Source organism: Phocaeicola sartorii JCM 17136 = DSM 21941 (assembly GCF_054653615.1).
The window spans coordinates 760,166-777,411 of the sequence record NZ_BAAIFW010000006.1 but is presented as its reverse complement, the minus strand read 5'-3'; the positions used below and the strand labels follow the sequence as shown (position 1 = coordinate 777,411).

Below are 17,246 nucleotides of genomic sequence, written 5' to 3'. Positions count from 1 at the left end.
GTGCAGCCCGTCACAGGATGATTCCGCCTCCCAATACCACATCGTTCCGGTAGAAGGCGGCGGCCTGTCCTGGGGCGATGGCGGCAAGCGGTTCGTGCAGTTCTACGTGCAGGGTCTGATCCGGCAGTAAGGTCACGGTGCATCGGTTCGCCTGTTTGCGGTAGCGTATTTTCACGATCACGTCCTCCCGGCCCAACAGCAGGTCAGGGTTGGTGATGTTCCATTCCTTCAGTCTCATTTCTGTCTTCTCCAACGCTTTCAGGTCGCTCAATATTACCTTGTTCTCTTCGGGGATAATTTCCTTGACAAAGACAGCCCGGTTGAGGTCTATGCCCAGTCCTCTCCGCTGACCGATGGTGTAGAAGGGATAACCTTCGTTTCGGGCAATGAAATCCCCCATTTCATCGAAAAATTTCCCCGGTTGGATATTTCCTTCGGGTACTTCCCGGCGCAGGAAAGTGCGGTAATCCATGGGGCAGAAGCAGACTCCCAGACTGTCGCGCTTGTGGGCGGCTTTCTGGAAACCACGTTCTTCTGCTATTTGTCGTACCCGGGTCTTGGTCAGTTCCCCCATGGGGAGGAGCATGCGTTGCAGTATGTCCTGCGGAAGTCCCCACAGGAAGAAGGACTGGTCCTTGTCCGGGTCGGCTCCGGTGGTGATGTGGTAATGCCCGTTGATGAGGCGCCGGCGTACATAGTGTCCGGTGGCGAAGTAATAAATCCCCATTTCATCGGATATTTTCTTCAGAAGAGGCCATTTCAGGTAATTATTGCATAGGGTGCACGGGACGGGGGTATGTCCTGCCATGTATTCGTTGATGAAATAATCCATGATGGTTTTCCGGAAGATGTCACGGGCATCATAAGTAATATGTGGAATGTTCAGATGTCCGCACAGGGTGCGTGCATCCTCCAGGTATTCGGTATCGTTCTCTTTCTCGTAAAAGCGGAAAGTGACACCGGTCACTTCATATCCTGCGTCTTGCAGTAACAGGGCGGCTACGGAACTGTCCGTTCCTCCGCTCATGCCCAGCAGTACTTTGTTGTTTGTCTTCATAGTGAGTATAAAGTGTTTTTTGGGGTGTAGGCGGTCATGCCCCTCATCACCGAAGGATGGGCGGACTTCATGCGTTCAAACACTCCGTTGAGGGCGGATACGAGATCACGGCGTAATGTTCCCTCGGTGGAAACAGGGCTTGACAGGAATTTGCTTCCGAAGAAGACTGTTTTGAGAGTGGCGAATACATTCATGGGTTACTTCTTTTTAGTTTGCGAACTACAAATATACAACAAAAAAGGCGTTTGGCAAGAGGGGTGGGTAATAGGGTATGAAACTTGGGACAAGATTTGATGGAGATAGGGTGCAATACATACGTATGTGTAGGCCGATGCTTGCGTATGTGTAGGCTGATGCTTACGTATGTGTGACCCGATGCTTGCGTACGTGTAGGCTTACACGTTACTATTGTGTAGGCTTATATGTTACTAACACTTTGACTTACACGTTACTAATGCAGCCGTATGGTTTTTTACGGGGATGATAACGTGGTTCGTTTTCGTTTATCGGAGCCGTAAAATACGCCTTTATGTTTTTTAAATACATCTTGAGCTTTAAAAAATACATCTTCATCTTTTTTTAAAACAACTATACGTTTTTAAAATACGCCAGCATGTTCCGTGAACAAGCTTAGCCTGTTCCGAGTACAGACTTAGTCTGTTCAGTGAACAAGCCTAGCTTGTTCATCGTATTCCCCCTACTAAGTCGACATCCCCCTTTCTCCCGTCACCCTTTCATTTTATGCCATACACACAGACAATCAGCCGGTTAAAACTGAAACCACTTCCCCTCACTCCCGTTTCAGCCCGTAAGCTTTTGTTCCCACACTCCTTTTACTAAAAATGGTTGACTTCAAGTGTGAAAGGAGGGAAGGAACAATCGGCTTTTATTGCTGTGGCATACAAAATGAAGATAATCCCGGCATCCCTACAGGTTCATGAACAGATAATCGTCTATGCATTGAATGCTGAATTATCATCGGAACGAAAGATTTATTTTAATAATTGCATGAACATTAGTTTTCATTCATGTGAAGCTGTGTGACAGTTCTGTCTGTGCTGCTTGGCTATTGATCTTTTTTCTAGTACGAAAACGATAGGTGGCAGTCAGACCGATTTTTCGTGTTTCTTCTGTACTGATAAAGCTTTACACATCAGCATGTGTCCATACTTCGGCAAGTTTTTACCGGAACTTTAAAGTGAGGCAGTAGAAATTTAGCGGTCGTTTCCATTGAAAAGGAAACCCGCCATTGATGTGAGGTTTATCAATGGCGGGCAACTTGTTGTTTGAGGATTTCACAGCGGACTCCCGTTCAATTACATCTTTATCGTTTTATTGCGTACTTGTCTGAGTACCTTTTGCAATTCAAAGACTTTTCCCGGATACTTTTCCGCTACATTTTCCTGTTCGTTCACTTTCTGCATGTCATATAGCTGGGGAACATTCAGGTTTCCGGTCTCAACCTTCTCCGCCTTCATAAAGGTAGTGGGGTCGTCATTCGGCTCTATGTATTTCCAGTCTTTGGTGCGGACAGATAAAGTGTGGTTCATGGACTGTTCTATAATCCAGGGACGGTCTGTCTTGTCCGTTCCTGTCAGGTTGCCCGAACGGTCGTAGCTGTCCGGAGCGCTGCCTTTGGGCAGCCTGGCATTGATCAACGCTCCCAAGGAAGCCAGCCAGTCAATTTGTGACATTAATAGATCCGAGTCTCCTGTCTCTTTTATTTTCTGCGGCCAGCGGACGATGACCGGAACAGCGGTACCACCTTCGAAGGCACTATACTTGTTTCCCCTCCACGGGCCGGAAGGGGTATGCCCGTTCAATAATTCTTCCGCCCGGTCTTTATATCCGTCGTCGACTACCGGGCCGTTGTCGCTGGACAGGATAATCAGGGTGTTTTCAGCTAATCCCAGTTGGTCCAATGTCTCCATAATCTGCCCTACGGTCCAGTCAAACTGGGCGATTGCATCACCGCGCAACCCCATGGGGTTCTTTCCACGAAAACGATCATGAGGAAAACGGGGGACATGAACATCATTCGTGGCAAAGTACATAAAGAATGGTTCGTCTTTATGCTGCTTGATGAAGTCAATGGCATGAACGGTAATGGAATCGGCGATGTTCTCGTCTTTCCAAAGCGCTTTTCCACCGCCTTTCATGAATCCGATGCGGCTGATACCGTTCACAATGGACATGTCGTGTCCGTTGCTGGGGTGTAAGTTATACAGTAGCTCGGGATTATTTCTTCCGGTGGGTTCTCCCGGAAAGTTCTTGGTATAGCTCACTGCTATGGGGGAAGACGGGTCGTAGTTGGCCACCTGCCCGTTTTCTATAAATACACAAGGTACGCGGTCGGCTGTAGCGGCCATGATGTAATGGTAGTCAAACCCCAAGTCGCCCAAAGCGGCAGGTAGAGGGGCGTTCCAGTCTTGTCCGCCTGTCTTGTCTCCCAGTCCCAGGTGCCATTTGCCGATGGCGGCTGTAGCGTAACCGGCACTTTTAAACATGTCTGCCATGGTGAATTGTTCGGGACGGATAATCATCTTTGCATCGCCTGCGGCAATGTCTGTGTCCGGTCTGCGCCACGCATATTCCCCTGTCAGCAACGAGTACCGCGAAGGGGTGCTGGTGGCGGCTGTGGCATGGGCATTCGTGAAACGGATTCCTTCGGAAGCCAGTCTGTCCACGTTCGGAGTTTCTACATTCTTGGCTCCGTAGCATTTTAAATCTCCATATCCCAGGTCGTCTGCCAGGATGACGATCACATTCGGTTTCTCAGGATCTTGCGTGTGTTTCTTCTGAACACCCTCTGCCGCCACACTGTGGCAAGTGGCTAGTGTGGCAAGCAGGGAAAAGCCTGCATAATTTCTACTTCTCATCTTTATTTATTTAAGGCTTGATTGGATCTTATTTTACCGGCACCAAGGTGAAACCCCAATGGTATTCCTTATTGGCGGGCATCGTATGTTCCGGCAACGGACGGTCTCCCCAGCTGTCATAGCCGGCCACACCTTGTTGTTTCATGTCGATACATACTTCCACGAAGTTGCGCGGGGTGATATCGTTGATATGCGTCATGCGGCGTATCACGTTTTTCGCTTTTTCCTCATCGTGGTCGGCTACTTGCTCGGGGGTGAAGTTGCTCCATTGACGGGGGCGGTTGATGGTTTCTTCCGAGTCAAAGTCCTCTACGGAGTTGCGCAGGGCGTTGAATCCGATGGTATGGTCGGCACGTATGAGCAGTCCTTTTCCGCCTTTACGGCTTAATTCTACCCAACGGGTGTCGGTACGATGTCCGTTTTCTTGCGGACGGACATAATTGCCGGTGTACATTTGGTCGGCTGTAGTGCGGTAGAGATCAACGAAACTGCTTGCGTTACGGTCGATGTAGTTCTCACCCGGTCCGCGGCCAAAATATTCCACCTGGTTCATGTCGGATGGCAAACGGAAACGTACACCGATGCGTGGTACGTTCAGTTTGGAAGAGGCCAGGCGCTGGGCGTCTTGTCCTGGTGTGAAAGTAGCCATTAAAGTAGCTTCGGACACTTCCGTGTCGGCGGCCTTCATGTCGGTGGAAGTAAAGGTGATGGCTGCATGAACCACACCGTCGGGATAGATGGTGTATTTCATGATGTACAGGTTACCTGCTGCCAGTAGGTAATTGGCTGTTAACACGGTCTTGTTGCCGTCTGCCTCTGTGGTGACATCCGCCACCTGGAAATTCTTGCTGGACTGTTTCCAGATTTGTTCACGCTTAGGTTCGCCGTTGCCATAGTCGTTGTCGGTCGGTGCGCGCCAGAAGTTGGGCTGGATGCCGAAGCCTTCGGCAAAGTATTCCGTACCGTTTACTTTGTAGGAGGTCACGAGACCGCTTTTCTTGTTGAAAACGAACTGCATACGTGGTGAGGATACGGTGATAACGTCGCCGTCCGTGCTGACGGCAGTCTTGCCGCTTGCCTTATGTCCGGCTACTGCCAATGGTTCGATGGGCAGACGGAATTGTTCGGAAGCGATATCATGTCCTGCGGGGATCAAGGGTTCCGGTTCTGTGGTGGTCACTGTGAAGTCTACAAAGTATTCCGTTCCGGCTTTGGGCTTCAGTCCGTTGAGGTTGATGTCCAGTTCCTTGGAACCTTGCGGTTCGATATCCAATGATATTTTCCCACCTTTCACCGTTTTGCCGTTGGCCTTCACTGTATAGCTGATCATGTATTTCTTCAGGTTGGTGAAGTAGAAGCGGTTCTTGACCAGGAATTTGCCGGCAGCAGGGTCGATGGCCTCGAAGCCTACATTCTGGTGTGCATATTTCACTTCTGTCATAGCCGGATGCGGGGTGCGGTCCGGAGCCACGATGCCATTGCATAGGAAGTTCCCGTCGCTGGGAGCATTGACACCATAATCTCCTCCGTATGTCCAATAGTCACGTCCGTTTTCATCTTTTTCCAGAATACCTTGGTCTACCCAGTCCCAAATGTAGCCGCCTTGCAGGTTGGGATACTTGTAGATCGCTCTCCATTGTGCAGCCAGATTACCATTGGAATTTCCCATGGCGTGTGAATATTCGGAGGGCGCGATGGGACGGTCGCTGCCTTTCCGGCCTATTTCCTCCAGCCAGGCGGCACTGGGGTATTGGGGCACATACATGTCTGTGTTCCATTCCCAAAGGGCGCGCTCGTAGTTGACCGGGCGGTTCATGCCTTTCACCTCACGTTCTTTCAGCCACAGGTAGGTCTGGTAGAAGTTGTAGCCGTTGCCGGCCTCGTTGCCCAGCGACCAGAAAGCCACCGAGGGGTGGTTCTTGTTGCGCTCGTACATATTGATGGTGCGGTCCATGTGTGGTTTCAGCCATTCGGGGTTGTTGCCCAGAGATCCGCCCCGGCGGAGGTCGTAGTACATGCCGTGGCTTTCGATATTGGCTTCATCGTACACATAGATGCCGTATTCGTCGCACAATTCATAGAACTTGCGGTCTTGCGGATAGTGGCACAGGCGCACGCTGTTGATGTTGTTCTGCTTCATCAGGGTGAAGTCTTTGCGCATCAGCTCCTCGGGAACGTAATGTCCGGTCTCGGGGTTGTGCTCGTGTATATTCACGCCTTTCAGTTTGATGGGTTGTCCGTTGATGAACAGGCAGACGTATGGCTGGCCGTTTCCGGCTGTCTGGTCGGTCGGTTTGATTTCGAAACGGCGGAAACCGACTGTGTAAGGAATGATTTCGGTTGTTTTTCCTCCGTCTTTCAGAGAGATCAGTAGCCGGTACAGGTTGGGATGTTCCGATGTCCATGTCCGGACATTGTTGAGGGCGGTCTCAAAAGAGATATTTTTCTGTCCGTCCGCTGTGACAGGGCAGGGGGCGTTTCCTGCTGCCACCACTTTCTTTGCGGCATCCAGCAATTCGTATGCTACGGTTACTTCTTTGCCGGTTGCTGTATGATTGGTTACGTCCACATCCAGTTTGAAGATACCGTTCTTGTAAGTCTCGTCCAGGGTGGATACCACATTGAAATCGCGGATATGGGTCTTGGGCTGTGCGAACAGGAACACATCCCGTTCAATGCCGCTCATGCGCCAAAAGTCCTGGCATTCCAGGTAAGAGCCGGTGCTCCAGCGGAATATCTTGAGAACCAGCGAATTCTTTCCGGGTTTCAGATAGTTGTTGATTAAGAACTCAGCAGGATTCTTGGAGTCCTCGCTGTATCCCACCTCTTGTCCGTTGATATATACATATACGCCGGACTTTGCCCCTTCCAGGTGGAGGAATATGTCGCGTCCGTCCCAATCGGCGGGAATTTCGATATCACGCTGATACACGCCGACCGGATTGGCTTCGGGCAGTTGTGGCGGTTGCGGGTTTCTGGGTTTGAACTCATACCCGTGATTGGTATAGATGGCCACTCCGTAGCCCTGTACTTCCCAGTTGCCGGGTACTTTGATTTCTTTCCAGGCTATATTGGCATCCGGTTGTACGATGTTGGCGGGCAGATCTTTGTAGGCATCTACATAATAAAAGTTCCATGTACCGTTTAATAGTTTGTAGTATGGGCTGTTTTCATACTTGCCGGTCAGTGCCTGAGTCCGGTTGTCGTAAGTCATGAAAGCGGTGCGCGGATATTCTTTGTTGACGGCTACGGTCTGAATATCTTTCCAATAAGGTAGTTTTGTTTCTTCTGCATGAAGAGCTTGCGTTGAGAATGCGCATACTGCGGCGCCGATCAGGCATTTAAATAAGGTTGTCATTTTAGGTTTCATAGGTTCAAATAGAAAAATGAAGAGGAAAGGGCGCTAGCTAGAACCGGCGCCCTTTCCCTTAAGTCCTTTTATGTAAAATTGCAATTATTGAATTGCGTCTGCTAGTTCAGCACCCGGTTTGAACTTGGCTGCTTTTTTAGCAGGAATAGTAATCGTTGCTTTGGTGGATGGGTTGATACCTGTTCTTGCGCTTCTTTCAGCAACAGAGAATGTTCCGAATCCGATTAATGATACTTTGTCCCCTTCCTGGAGGGCCTTTGTAACAGTTGAAACGAAAGCTTCAACCGCTTTTTTTGCATCGGCTTTGCTCAAGCCGGCTTCAGCGGCAATTGCGCTGACAAGATCTGCCTTATTCATAACGAAAATGATTAATTATTAAATGTAACACAAAAGTTTTACCGAAATCAGCGACAAATATATGCTTTCAAAATTAGAAATCAAATAGATAGCCTAAAAAAGATGCTCCAAAAATCAAAAAAACGTAAGAGAACTCTAGTTTTCTGTTATATAACAGAATAAAATTGTAAATTTGCGCACAATCAATGTTTTATAAGACGAAGAATATTTATGAATAGTATACCTACAGTAACCAAGAATTTATTGATAATAAACGTGTTGTGTTTCTTTGGAGGCGTGGTGGCCATGAAATATGGAATGAACTTGAACGACCTGCTGGGACTACACTTTTTTATGGCATCCGATTTTAATCCTGCCCAGTTGATCACTTATATGTTTATGCATGGCGGTTTCCAGCATCTCTTTTTTAACATGTTTGCTTTGTGGATGTTTGGCCGTACGCTTGAACAAGTGTGGGGGCCGAAACGTTTCTTGTCTTATTACATGATATGTGGCATAGGCGCAGGGCTGGTGCAGGAGTTGGTGCAATATATACAGTATGTGACTGAATTGTCTCAATATGACAGTGTGAATACGAGGATTGCCGTGATTCCGATGGCGGAATACTTGAATCTGATGACTACAGTCGGGGCTTCGGGTGCGATCTATGGTATCTTGCTGGCATTTGGTATGCTGTTTCCTAACAGCCAGATGTTTGTATTCCCTATTCCTGTTCCCATCAAGGCTAAATATTTTGTGATGGGATATGCCGCTTTGGAGCTATTTCTGGGATTCGGAGCTTCGGGCGATGGCGTTGCTCACTTTGCGCACTTGGGAGGGATGATTTTTGGCTTTATATTAATAATGTATTGGAGGAAAAAGAATGACAATGGGCAGTTTTATTACTGATTTGAAAAATAGCTTCAACAAGGGCAGCATATATATCCAGTTCATATATGTTAATGCAGGGGTGTTCATTGTCACTTCCTTGTTGGGGATTTTATGGATGCTGTTCAACCGGGATGGAGCATCTGTGCTTCAATACCTGGAATTGCCGGCCTGGACGGTCCGGTTTGTCAAGCAACCCTGGTCTTTGCTGACTTACATGTTCATGCATGCAGGCATTTTGCATTTGCTGTTTAATATGCTATGGCTTTATTGGTTCGGGCAGATGTTCCTGTCTCTTTTCTCGGCAAAGCATTTTCGCGGACTCTATCTGCTAGGAGGTGTTTGTGGCGGTTTGCTATATATGCTCGCTTACAATGTCTTTCCTTATTTCAGTGATTCGTTGTATTATTCTTATTTATTGGGAGCGTCAGCTTCCGTACTTGCTATTGTAGTGGCCACTGCGGTACGTGCGCCGGAATATAGAGTGAACTTTATGTTTATCGGGACTGTCCGGTTGAAGTATGTGGCTCTGTTCATGGTTGTGACTGATTTGCTGTTTATGACATCGGGCAATGCCGGCGGTCATATCGCCCATTTGGGAGGTGCTTTGGCCGGATGGTGGTTTGCTTCCGGATTGTCACGCGGACATGATGCTACGGCATGGATCAACCGAGGCTTGGACTGGTTTTCGGGAGGCCTGTCGTTCCGTCGTCGGTCGAAAAAGCCTAAGATGGAGATTCATTATGGTGATAAGGCGAAAGATTACAATTACAATGCCCGCAAAAAGCAGCAAAGTGAAGAGATAGACCGCATTCTGGACAAATTAAAGAAATCCGGTTATAACAGCTTGACTACCGAAGAGAAGAAAAGCTTGTTTGATGCGAGCAAGAAGTGATATATGAAATATATTGGTCGTTTTTTGGGATGGATACTGCTGGGCATAAACCTGTGCATGGTGGTATTGTTGCTGGTATGCGCTTACAGTCCTTATATTGATCCTGTGGCTCATCCGGTAGGGTCATGCGCCGGTCTGGCTTTTCCTGCTTTTTTGATTGTCAATCTTCTGTTTCTGGTCTTCTGGCTGGTCATTTACCGTAAATATGCACTGCTTTCGTTGGCAGGAATGATCTGTTGCATAAGTGCTGTCCGTACTTATTTCCCTGTCAATCTGTTTGCGTCTGATGTGCCGGAAGGTGCCATCAAGGTCTTGTCCTATAATACGATGGCTTTTGAAAAGAACCGGGCGAACACCAAGGATAATCCGAATCCTGTGTTGGAGTATTTGAGAAACAGTCGTGCAGATATTATCTGCTTGCAGGAATATATCGTAGGAGGACGGCTGACCCGGAAAGAGGTGGATTACGCTTTGAGAGAGTATCCTTATAAGAATTATTACAAGATATCGGGTGCCAACGGCCTGGGCTGTTACTCCCGTTTCCCTATTTTGTCCGCACATCCTGTGAAGTATGCCAGTCCTAACAATGGCTCCATCGCTTATAAAATCAACGTGAACGGCGATACGCTGCTGGTTGTCAATAATCATTTGGAATCCAACAAGCTGACGGAGAAGGATAAGGAGGTTTATCGCGAAATGATGAAGGATCCTGATAAGCGGAAGGTGTCGCAAGGTTCCCGCCTGCTGGTCAGAAAACTGGCAGAAGCGTCGGCCATACGTGCTCCGCAGGCCGATTCCATAGCCCGTTTGGTGGCCGGTTACAAAGGGGGAGGCGTGATCGTGTGCGGTGATTTCAACGATTCTCCTATTTCATACGCTCACAGGGTGATAGGGAAAGGTTTGAAGGATGCTTTTGTGGAGTCGGGGAATGGCTTTGGCATATCTTATAATCAAAATCATTTTTATTTCAGAATAGACAATATTTTGTTGAGCAAGAATTTGAAATCTTACCGTTGTACGGTGGATAACACAATAAAGAGTTCGGATCATTACCCTATTTGGTGTTATGTGGCGAAAAAGTGATTTTACGTACCTTTAATTGACAGCTTATGAAAAGACTATTATTTACGTTAGCGACGTGTTGTGTAATGTGTGCATGTGAACAAAAAACAGAAACGAATCCGTTCTTTGCGGAATTCCAGACCGAGTACGGTGCTCCCGATTTCACTAAAATCAAGCTGGAGCATTATGAACCTGCTTTTTTGAAAGGAATTGAAGAGCAGAATGTGGAAATTAAGGCAATAGTTGATAATCCCGAAAAGCCTACCTTTGAGAATACCATTGTGGCGCTGGATAAGAGTGGCGGAATTTTGGCGAGAGTAAGCGGGGTGTTTTTTGCGTTGACCGAGGCGGACACAAACGACTCGCTGACGGTCTTGAATGAAAGAATGGCTCCTGTGCTTTCCGAACATAGTGATAATATCTATTTGAATCAGGATTTGTACAAACGGGTGGCCGATGTACATCAACAGGAGCAGGAAGGCAAGATAACGCTTACTACGGAGCAACACCGGTTGCTGGATAAATATTATAAAGCTTTTGTCCGTTCGGGTGCCGGACTGGATGCCGGAAAACAAGCTCGCTTGAGAGAAATCAATAAAGAACTTTCTACTTTGGGGATTGCTTTCGACAATCATATTTTAAATGAGAATAACGCCTATCAATTGGTGATCGAGGATGAGGCCGACTTGGCCGGATTGCCCGAATGGGTGAAAACGGGGGCTGCGGAAGAAGCGAAAGCAGCCGGAAAAGAAGGGAAATGGCTGTTCACTTTGCAGAATTCCAGCCGCTTGCCCTTCTTGCAATATGCAGAGAACCGTGAATTAAGAAAGAATATTTACGAGGCTTATATCAACCGGGGAAATCATGATGATGCGAATGACAATAAGGAAATATTGGGAAAAATCATAGCATTGCGGTTGGAACAGGCTAAATTATTAGGATTCGATTGTTATTCCAATTTTGTGCTGGATGAGAATATGGCTAAGAATTCGCAGACAGTCATGGACTTCCTGAACAACCTGTGGGGGTACTCGCTGAAGAATGCAAAGAGAGAAGCCGCCGAGTTGCAGAAAATAATGGATAAGGAAGGCAAGGGAGAAAAGCTGGCTGCATGGGACTGGTGGTATTATGCCGAAAAATTGCGTCAGGAAAAATATGATTTGAATGAGGATGAAATCAAACCTTATTTCAGTCTGGAAGATGTGCGTAGCGGATTGTATGCTGTGGCTAACAAACTGTACGGCATTACCTTGACAGAACTGAATAATGTACCGGTGTATGAGTCTGATGTGAAAGTGTATGAGGTAAAGGATGCCGATGGCTCGTTCCTGGGATTGTTCTATGCGGATTACTTTCCACGTGCAGGCAAGCGTGGCGGTGCATGGATGAGTAACTTCCGTGAACAGGCCGGTGAGGTGCGTCCTTTGATTTATAATGTGGCGAGTTTTACTAAACCTGCGGGGGATATGCCTTCTTTACTGACGCTGGATGAGGTGGAAACCATGTTCCATGAGTTCGGACATGCATTACACGGTATGCTGACCAGATGTAACTACAAAGGGGTGTCCGGTACCAGTGTGGCACAGGATTTTGTAGAACTGCCTTCACAGATTATGGAACATTGGGCGGTAGAGCCTGAAGTGCTGAAACTCTATGCCAGACATTATGAGACAAGAGAAGTGATTCCGGATGAACTGATTACGAAAATTCAGAACCAGGGCACTTTTAACCAAGGTTTCATGACCACTGAATTGCTGGCCGCCGCTTTGCTTGACATGGAATTGCATAACCTGACCGATACGGATAATCTGAACGTTGTCGCTTTTGAAAAAGAGACGATGGACAAACTGGGACTGATTCCTGAAATAGCCCCTCGCTATCGTGCCACCTACTTCAGCCATATTATTGGTGGATATGCTGCCGGATATTACAGCTATCTGTGGGCGGAAGTTCTTGACACGGATGCTTTTGAGGCATTTAAGGAACACGGCGTGTTCGATAAAAATACCGCAGATTCTTTCCGTAAAAATATTTTAGAGAAAGGCGGGACAGAGGATCCGATGACTCTTTACAGGGCTTTCCGTGGGGCGGATCCCAGCTTGGAACCCTTGCTTGAAAATAGAGGCTTGAAGTAAAATAGGTTGTGAGATAGAATAATTTAGGCTGCAAAAAATGCTTTTGCAGCCTTTTTTCTCTTTTGATCTTTAAATATTTGTGTTTGATACCGTGGGAATGTGAAAAAAAAACTATATTTGCAACCTTGTATAAACTAAGAATTAATCAAAAAGTAAAAATAATAAATTTCAAAGTAACATGCAAAACAAAGGATTTGTAAAGGTTTTTGCGGTATTACTCACCCTTGTATGTGTGTTTTATCTTTCCTTCTCTTTTGTGACCCGCTATCACATGGACAAAGCGGCACAAGACCCGAAAGGTGAAGCGCATTACCTTGATTCTATGCAGAATGAAAAAGTTTATTTGGGTAGTTATACGCTGAAACAGTGTCGTGAGATGGAGATTGGTCTGGGTCTGGACCTGAAAGGTGGTATGAACGTTATCCTTGAAGTATCTGTACCGGATGTTGTGAAGGCTCTGGCAGACAACAAGACTGATGAAGCGTTTAATAAAGCGGTTGCGGAAGCATCAAAACAATCCATCACCAGTCAGGATGACTTTATCACTCTTTTTGTAAAAGAGTATAAGAAACAAGCTCCCAATGGCAAATTGGCTGAATTATTTGCTACTCAGCAGCTGAAAGACAAAGTGACAACCCGCAGCTCCGACAGCGAAGTCGAGAAAGTATTGCGCGAAGAAGTGAAAGCTGCTATCGACAACTCTTATAATGTATTACGTACACGTATCGACCGCTTTGGTGTGGCACAGCCTAACATCCAGGCATTGGAAGGAAAGATGGGCCGTATCATGGTGGAACTGCCGGGTATCAAAGAACCGGAACGTGTCAGAAAATTGTTGCAGGGATCTGCTAACCTGGAATTCTGGGAAACATTCGATGCTAAAGAAATTGTTCCTTATCTTTCTTCTGTAGATAACAGACTGCGTGATATTCTTGCTGTAGAGAACGGAGCTGCTGCTGAATCTGCAGATACAGTTGCTGTCGCACAAGCTTCCGCAGTTTCTGCTGCCGACAGTCTTGCAGCCGCATTGAAAGGCGAGACAGCAAGTAACTCCGCTGCTATGGAGCAGATGAAGAAAGAACATCCGTTGGCTTCTGTCCTTCAATTGAACCCGAATGGTTATGGTTCAGTGGTAGGTTATGCTGATTATAAAGATACAGCCCAGGTAAACCAGTACCTTGCCATGAAAGAAGTGAAAGAAATGTTGCCGAAAGATCTTCGCTTGAAATGGGGAGTGAAGGCGGCAGACTTTGACAAGCAGGGACGTGTCTTTGAATTGTATGCCATCAAGTCAACTGAACGTAACGGACGTGCTCCGCTGGAAGGTGACGTGATTACGGATGCAAAAGATGAATATGACCAATTCAACAAGCCTTGTGTCAGCATGTCTATGAATACGGACGGTTCACGTCGCTGGGCTGTCTTGACAAAGAATAATGTAGGTAAGGCTATCGCTATCGTATTGGATGGTTATGTGTACAGTGCTCCGAATGTAAACGGTGAAATTACCGGCGGACATTCCCAGATCACCGGTAACTTTACTCCGGAAGTGACAAAGGACTTGGCTAACGTATTGAAATCCGGTAAGATGCCGGCTCCGGCACGTATCGTCCAGGAAGATATCGTAGGTCCGTCATTGGGTCAGGAATCTATCAACCAGGGTATCGTTTCATTTATTGTGGCGTTGATTCTGCTGATGATTTATATGTGTGCCATGTACGGATTGATTCCGGGTATGGTTGCCAACTGTGCGTTGGTCATTAACTTCTTCTTCACACTGGGTATCTTGACTTCCTTCCAGGCTGCATTGACAATGTCGGGTATTGCCGGTATGGTATTGTCATTGGGTATGGCTGTGGATGCTAACGTGTTGATCTATGAACGTACAAAAGAAGAACTGAGAGCAGGCAAGACAGTCAAGGCTGCTTTGGCTGACGGTTATGCCAACGCGTTCTCTGCTATCTTTGACTCTAACTTGACTTCAATCATTACGGGTATCATCCTGTTCTATTTCGGTACAGGTCCGATCCGTGGTTTTGCCACTACATTGATTATCGGTATTCTCTGTTCATTCTTTACAGCTGTGTTCCTGACTCGTATCGTTTATGAACACTTTATGAATAAAGACAAGTGGCTGGGTTTGACATTCACAACAGGTCTTTCCAAGAACTTGATGCAGAATGTGAACTATAACTTCATGGGTATGATGAAGCGTTCGTTCACTGTATTCGGTGCATTCATTGTGATTTGTGTCATTTCATTCTTTATCCGTGGTCTGGCGCAGAGTATCGACTTTACCGGTGGACGTAACTTTGTGGTTCAGTTTGAACAGCAGGTTGAGCCGGAAACAGTACGTGACCTGTTGAAGCAGAAAATCACAGAAGATAATGTACAGGCTATTGCTCTGGGTACAGACAAGAAGACTATCCGTATCACAACCAACTACCGTATTAATGAAGATTCTCCTACGATCGACTCTGAAATCGAAGAGTTCCTGTATCAGTCTTTGAAAGATGGTAACTTGCTGGGCGAAGGTACTACATTGGAAGTCTTTATTGACCGTGATAATCGTACCGGTGGTTCTATTATCAGTTCTCAGAAAGTAGGTCCCAGTATCGCTGATGATATCAAGACATCGGCTATCTGGTCTGTATTGTTCGCATTGGTGGCCATCGGTCTGTATATCTTGTTGCGTTTCCGCAATGTAGCATATAGTGTGGGTGCGACTGTGGCATTGGTTGTCGATACTACTTTGATTATCGGTGCATATTCCTTGTGTTATGGATGGGTTCCGTTCTCATTGGAAATTGACCAGACTTTCATTGGTGCTATTCTGACCGCTATCGGTTATTCTATTAATGACAAGGTGGTTATTTTTGACCGTATCCGTGAGTTCTTCGGCTTGTATCCGAAACGTAACCGTATGCAGTTGTTTAATGACTCACTGAATACTACGCTGGCCCGTACCATCAATACTTCATTAAGTACATTGATCGTATTGTTGTGTATCTTCGTGCTGGGTGGTGACAGTATCCGTAGCTTCGCCTTCGCAATGATTCTGGGTGTCGTGATCGGTACCTTGTCTTCTATCTTCATCGCTGCTCCTGTCGCTTACCTGACTATGGGCAACAAGATGCCGGAAGAAACAAAGGCATAAAAAGAAAGTTCCTTTTAAGAATAGATAAAAAGAGGAGGATGCTCACATCAGGGGGCATCCTCCTCTTTTTGGGTATAGCAGGGTGGCATTGATTGGCGGTAAACAGGGGGATGAATGTCTCCGGCGGTCTCAAAAAGTAACTTAAGTGCATCGGGCAAGTAACTTATCTTACTTGGCTCATGAACTTATCTTATTTGGTCCATGAACTTATCTTACTTTTTTTACGCTATATTCCGCAGATTAATCTTGTCTGGCCATCATTGTGAAAATTAGTTATCTGACGACTCTTCCGGAGGCGTTTCCTTGCATCAGCCCTTCCACTTCTTCTACCGTTACCTGGTTGAAGTCTCCATAGATGGTATTTTTCAATGCGGATGCGGCAAGAGCGAATTCTAATGTTTTTTGGTCATTGTCGGAGTAAGTCAGCAGACCATAAATCATGCCGCCGACAAATGCATCGCCTGCACCCACGCGGTCTATCTCGTGAACAATATCGTAAATTCCGGTATGCTTTAATGTGCCTTCTGCATAAAGTACAGCGGCCAGCAGGTTGTGATTAGAGGTGATGGAATTACGTAATTCCAGAAATATTTTCTGGCATCGGGGGACTTGTTCCGATACTTTCTGACCGAATGCTTTGAAGCCGGACAGATCTAATGGATACGAAGTGTCTGTCGCTTTAAACCCTACCGGAGAAATACCGAATATTTCTTTGTATTCGGGTTCCGCACCGAAAATGACATCACTATATTGGACCAGGGGAAGCATGACCTCTGAAGCGGATTTGCCGTAGTTCCATAATTTTTTGCGGAAATTCAAATCGCACGAGATTGTCAGCCCCAGGCGGTCTGCTGTTTGCAGGGCTTCCAGACAGGCATCCGCTCCTTCCTGTGACAGAGAGGCCGCTATGCCCGACCAGTGAAACCAGCCGGCGTCGGAAAGAATTTTTTCCCAGTCTATCATGCCGGGACGTAAAGTGGCGAAAGAAGACCCTTCACGGTCATACACTACATTGGAGTTGCGAAATGCGGCACCACTCTCCAGAAAATATAATCCCATGCGTTTCCCGCCATAAATAATGCCGTCTGTACCTAATCCGTAGGCTCGGAGTGAATCTACGCAGGCTTGCGCCATTGCATTGTCGGGCAGCCGGGTGACGAATTCTGTGGGAATGCCAAAGTTGGCCAGTGATATGGCTACATTCGCTTCACTTCCACCATAAGTGGCAATAAATTCGTTTGTTTGGGAAAAACGTCGGAAATGGGGAGCGGTCAGTCTTAGCATCACCTCTCCGAATGTAACGACTTTCTTGTTTCTGGTAATAGCTCTTGTATTCATCGTACGTTTTTAATCAGTATGTTAATCAGTACGAAGATACGACCAAAATTTTAGATAAGTGCAAAAAATGTAGAAAAATAAGGCTGTGCCTGTTCCGGAACTTTTTCTGGGGGGGGGAGGCATTTCCTT

11 protein-coding genes are annotated in these 17,246 nt (G+C 46.6%); 5 read left to right on the top strand and 6 right to left on the bottom strand.

Features of this window, described 5'->3' with window-relative positions; translation table 11 throughout:
* Window positions 1-10: 10 nt before the first annotated feature.
* From mnmA to ACYQ0C_RS20155, 5 genes are all read right to left on the bottom strand, one after another.
* A complete protein-coding gene (gene mnmA, locus ACYQ0C_RS20175; RefSeq protein WP_016274629.1) occupies window positions 11-1,057 on the bottom strand; it encodes a tRNA 2-thiouridine(34) synthase MnmA in 1,047 nt (348 codons plus the stop codon).
* Window positions 1,054-1,251, bottom strand: coding sequence for a hypothetical protein (locus tag ACYQ0C_RS20170; protein WP_016274628.1), 198 nt, complete (start codon window positions 1,249-1,251; stop codon window positions 1,054-1,056). Before ACYQ0C_RS20170 ends, mnmA begins: the two co-directional genes overlap by 4 nt.
* Window positions 1,252-2,373: 1,122 nt before the next feature.
* Window positions 2,374-3,936 (bottom strand): sulfatase family protein, encoded by a 1,563-nt coding sequence (locus ACYQ0C_RS20165; RefSeq protein ID WP_016274626.1) that lies wholly within the window; start codon window positions 3,934-3,936, stop codon window positions 2,374-2,376.
* 28 nt (window positions 3,937-3,964) lie between these two features.
* Complete coding sequence (locus tag ACYQ0C_RS20160; protein WP_032941291.1) at window positions 3,965-7,306, bottom strand: glycoside hydrolase family 2 TIM barrel-domain containing protein; 3,342 nt, start codon at window positions 7,304-7,306, stop codon at window positions 3,965-3,967.
* 84 nt (window positions 7,307-7,390) lie between these two features.
* Window positions 7,391-7,663: an HU family DNA-binding protein gene (locus ACYQ0C_RS20155; RefSeq protein WP_016274624.1), complete on the bottom strand. Its 273-nt coding sequence runs from the start codon at window positions 7,661-7,663 to the stop codon at window positions 7,391-7,393.
* 210 nt (window positions 7,664-7,873) lie between these two features.
* Between ACYQ0C_RS20155 and ACYQ0C_RS20150 the strand changes: the two genes are divergently transcribed.
* The 5 genes from ACYQ0C_RS20150 (at window position 7,874) to secDF (ending at window position 15,779) form a co-directional block, all read left to right on the top strand.
* Complete coding sequence (locus ACYQ0C_RS20150) at window positions 7,874-8,551, top strand: rhomboid family intramembrane serine protease (RefSeq protein ID WP_016274623.1); 678 nt, start codon at window positions 7,874-7,876, stop codon at window positions 8,549-8,551.
* Window positions 8,532-9,425, top strand: a complete 894-nt coding sequence (locus ACYQ0C_RS20145; RefSeq protein WP_016274622.1) for a rhomboid family intramembrane serine protease — start codon at window positions 8,532-8,534, stop codon at window positions 9,423-9,425. Before ACYQ0C_RS20150 ends, ACYQ0C_RS20145 begins: the two co-directional genes overlap by 20 nt.
* Window positions 9,426-9,428: 3 nt before the next feature.
* Window positions 9,429-10,508: an endonuclease/exonuclease/phosphatase family protein gene (locus ACYQ0C_RS20140; RefSeq protein ID WP_016274621.1), complete on the top strand. Its 1,080-nt coding sequence runs from the start codon at window positions 9,429-9,431 to the stop codon at window positions 10,506-10,508.
* A gap of 26 nt (window positions 10,509-10,534) precedes the next feature.
* The gene (locus tag ACYQ0C_RS20135; protein WP_016274620.1) at window positions 10,535-12,622 is read left to right on the top strand and encodes a M3 family metallopeptidase; all 2,088 of its coding nucleotides are present in this window, start codon (window positions 10,535-10,537) and stop codon (window positions 12,620-12,622) included.
* Between the two features lie 178 nt (window positions 12,623-12,800).
* Window positions 12,801-15,779, top strand: coding sequence for a protein translocase subunit SecDF (gene secDF, locus ACYQ0C_RS20130; RefSeq protein WP_016274619.1), 2,979 nt, complete (start codon window positions 12,801-12,803; stop codon window positions 15,777-15,779).
* Between the two features lie 273 nt (window positions 15,780-16,052).
* Here secDF and ACYQ0C_RS20125 read toward each other — a convergent pair whose 3' ends face one another.
* A complete protein-coding gene (locus tag ACYQ0C_RS20125; protein ID WP_016274618.1) occupies window positions 16,053-17,117 on the bottom strand; it encodes a sugar kinase in 1,065 nt (354 codons plus the stop codon).
* Between the last annotated feature and the right edge of the window lie 129 nt (window positions 17,118-17,246).

Bases quoted from the DNA above. Each gene is read 5' to 3' on its own strand.
- mnmA (WP_016274629.1), bottom strand. From the start codon at position 1,057: ATGAAGACAAACAACAAAGTACTGCTGGGCATGAGCGGAGGAACGGAC.
- ACYQ0C_RS20170 (WP_016274628.1), bottom strand. From the start codon at position 1,251: ATGAATGTATTCGCCACTCTCAAAACAGTCTTCTTCGGAAGCAAATTC.
- ACYQ0C_RS20165 (WP_016274626.1), bottom strand. From the start codon at position 3,936: ATGAGAAGTAGAAATTATGCAGGCTTTTCCCTGCTTGCCACACTAGCC.
- ACYQ0C_RS20160 (WP_032941291.1), bottom strand. From the start codon at position 7,306: ATGAAACCTAAAATGACAACCTTATTTAAATGCCTGATCGGCGCCGCA.
- ACYQ0C_RS20155 (WP_016274624.1), bottom strand. From the start codon at position 7,663: ATGAATAAGGCAGATCTTGTCAGCGCAATTGCCGCTGAAGCCGGCTTG.
- ACYQ0C_RS20150 (WP_016274623.1), top strand. From the start codon at position 7,874: ATGAATAGTATACCTACAGTAACCAAGAATTTATTGATAATAAACGTG.
- ACYQ0C_RS20145 (WP_016274622.1), top strand. From the start codon at position 8,532: ATGGGCAGTTTTATTACTGATTTGAAAAATAGCTTCAACAAGGGCAGC.
- ACYQ0C_RS20140 (WP_016274621.1), top strand. From the start codon at position 9,429: ATGAAATATATTGGTCGTTTTTTGGGATGGATACTGCTGGGCATAAAC.
- ACYQ0C_RS20135 (WP_016274620.1), top strand. From the start codon at position 10,535: ATGAAAAGACTATTATTTACGTTAGCGACGTGTTGTGTAATGTGTGCA.
- secDF (WP_016274619.1), top strand. From the start codon at position 12,801: ATGCAAAACAAAGGATTTGTAAAGGTTTTTGCGGTATTACTCACCCTT.
- ACYQ0C_RS20125 (WP_016274618.1), bottom strand. From the start codon at position 17,117: ATGAATACAAGAGCTATTACCAGAAACAAGAAAGTCGTTACATTCGGA.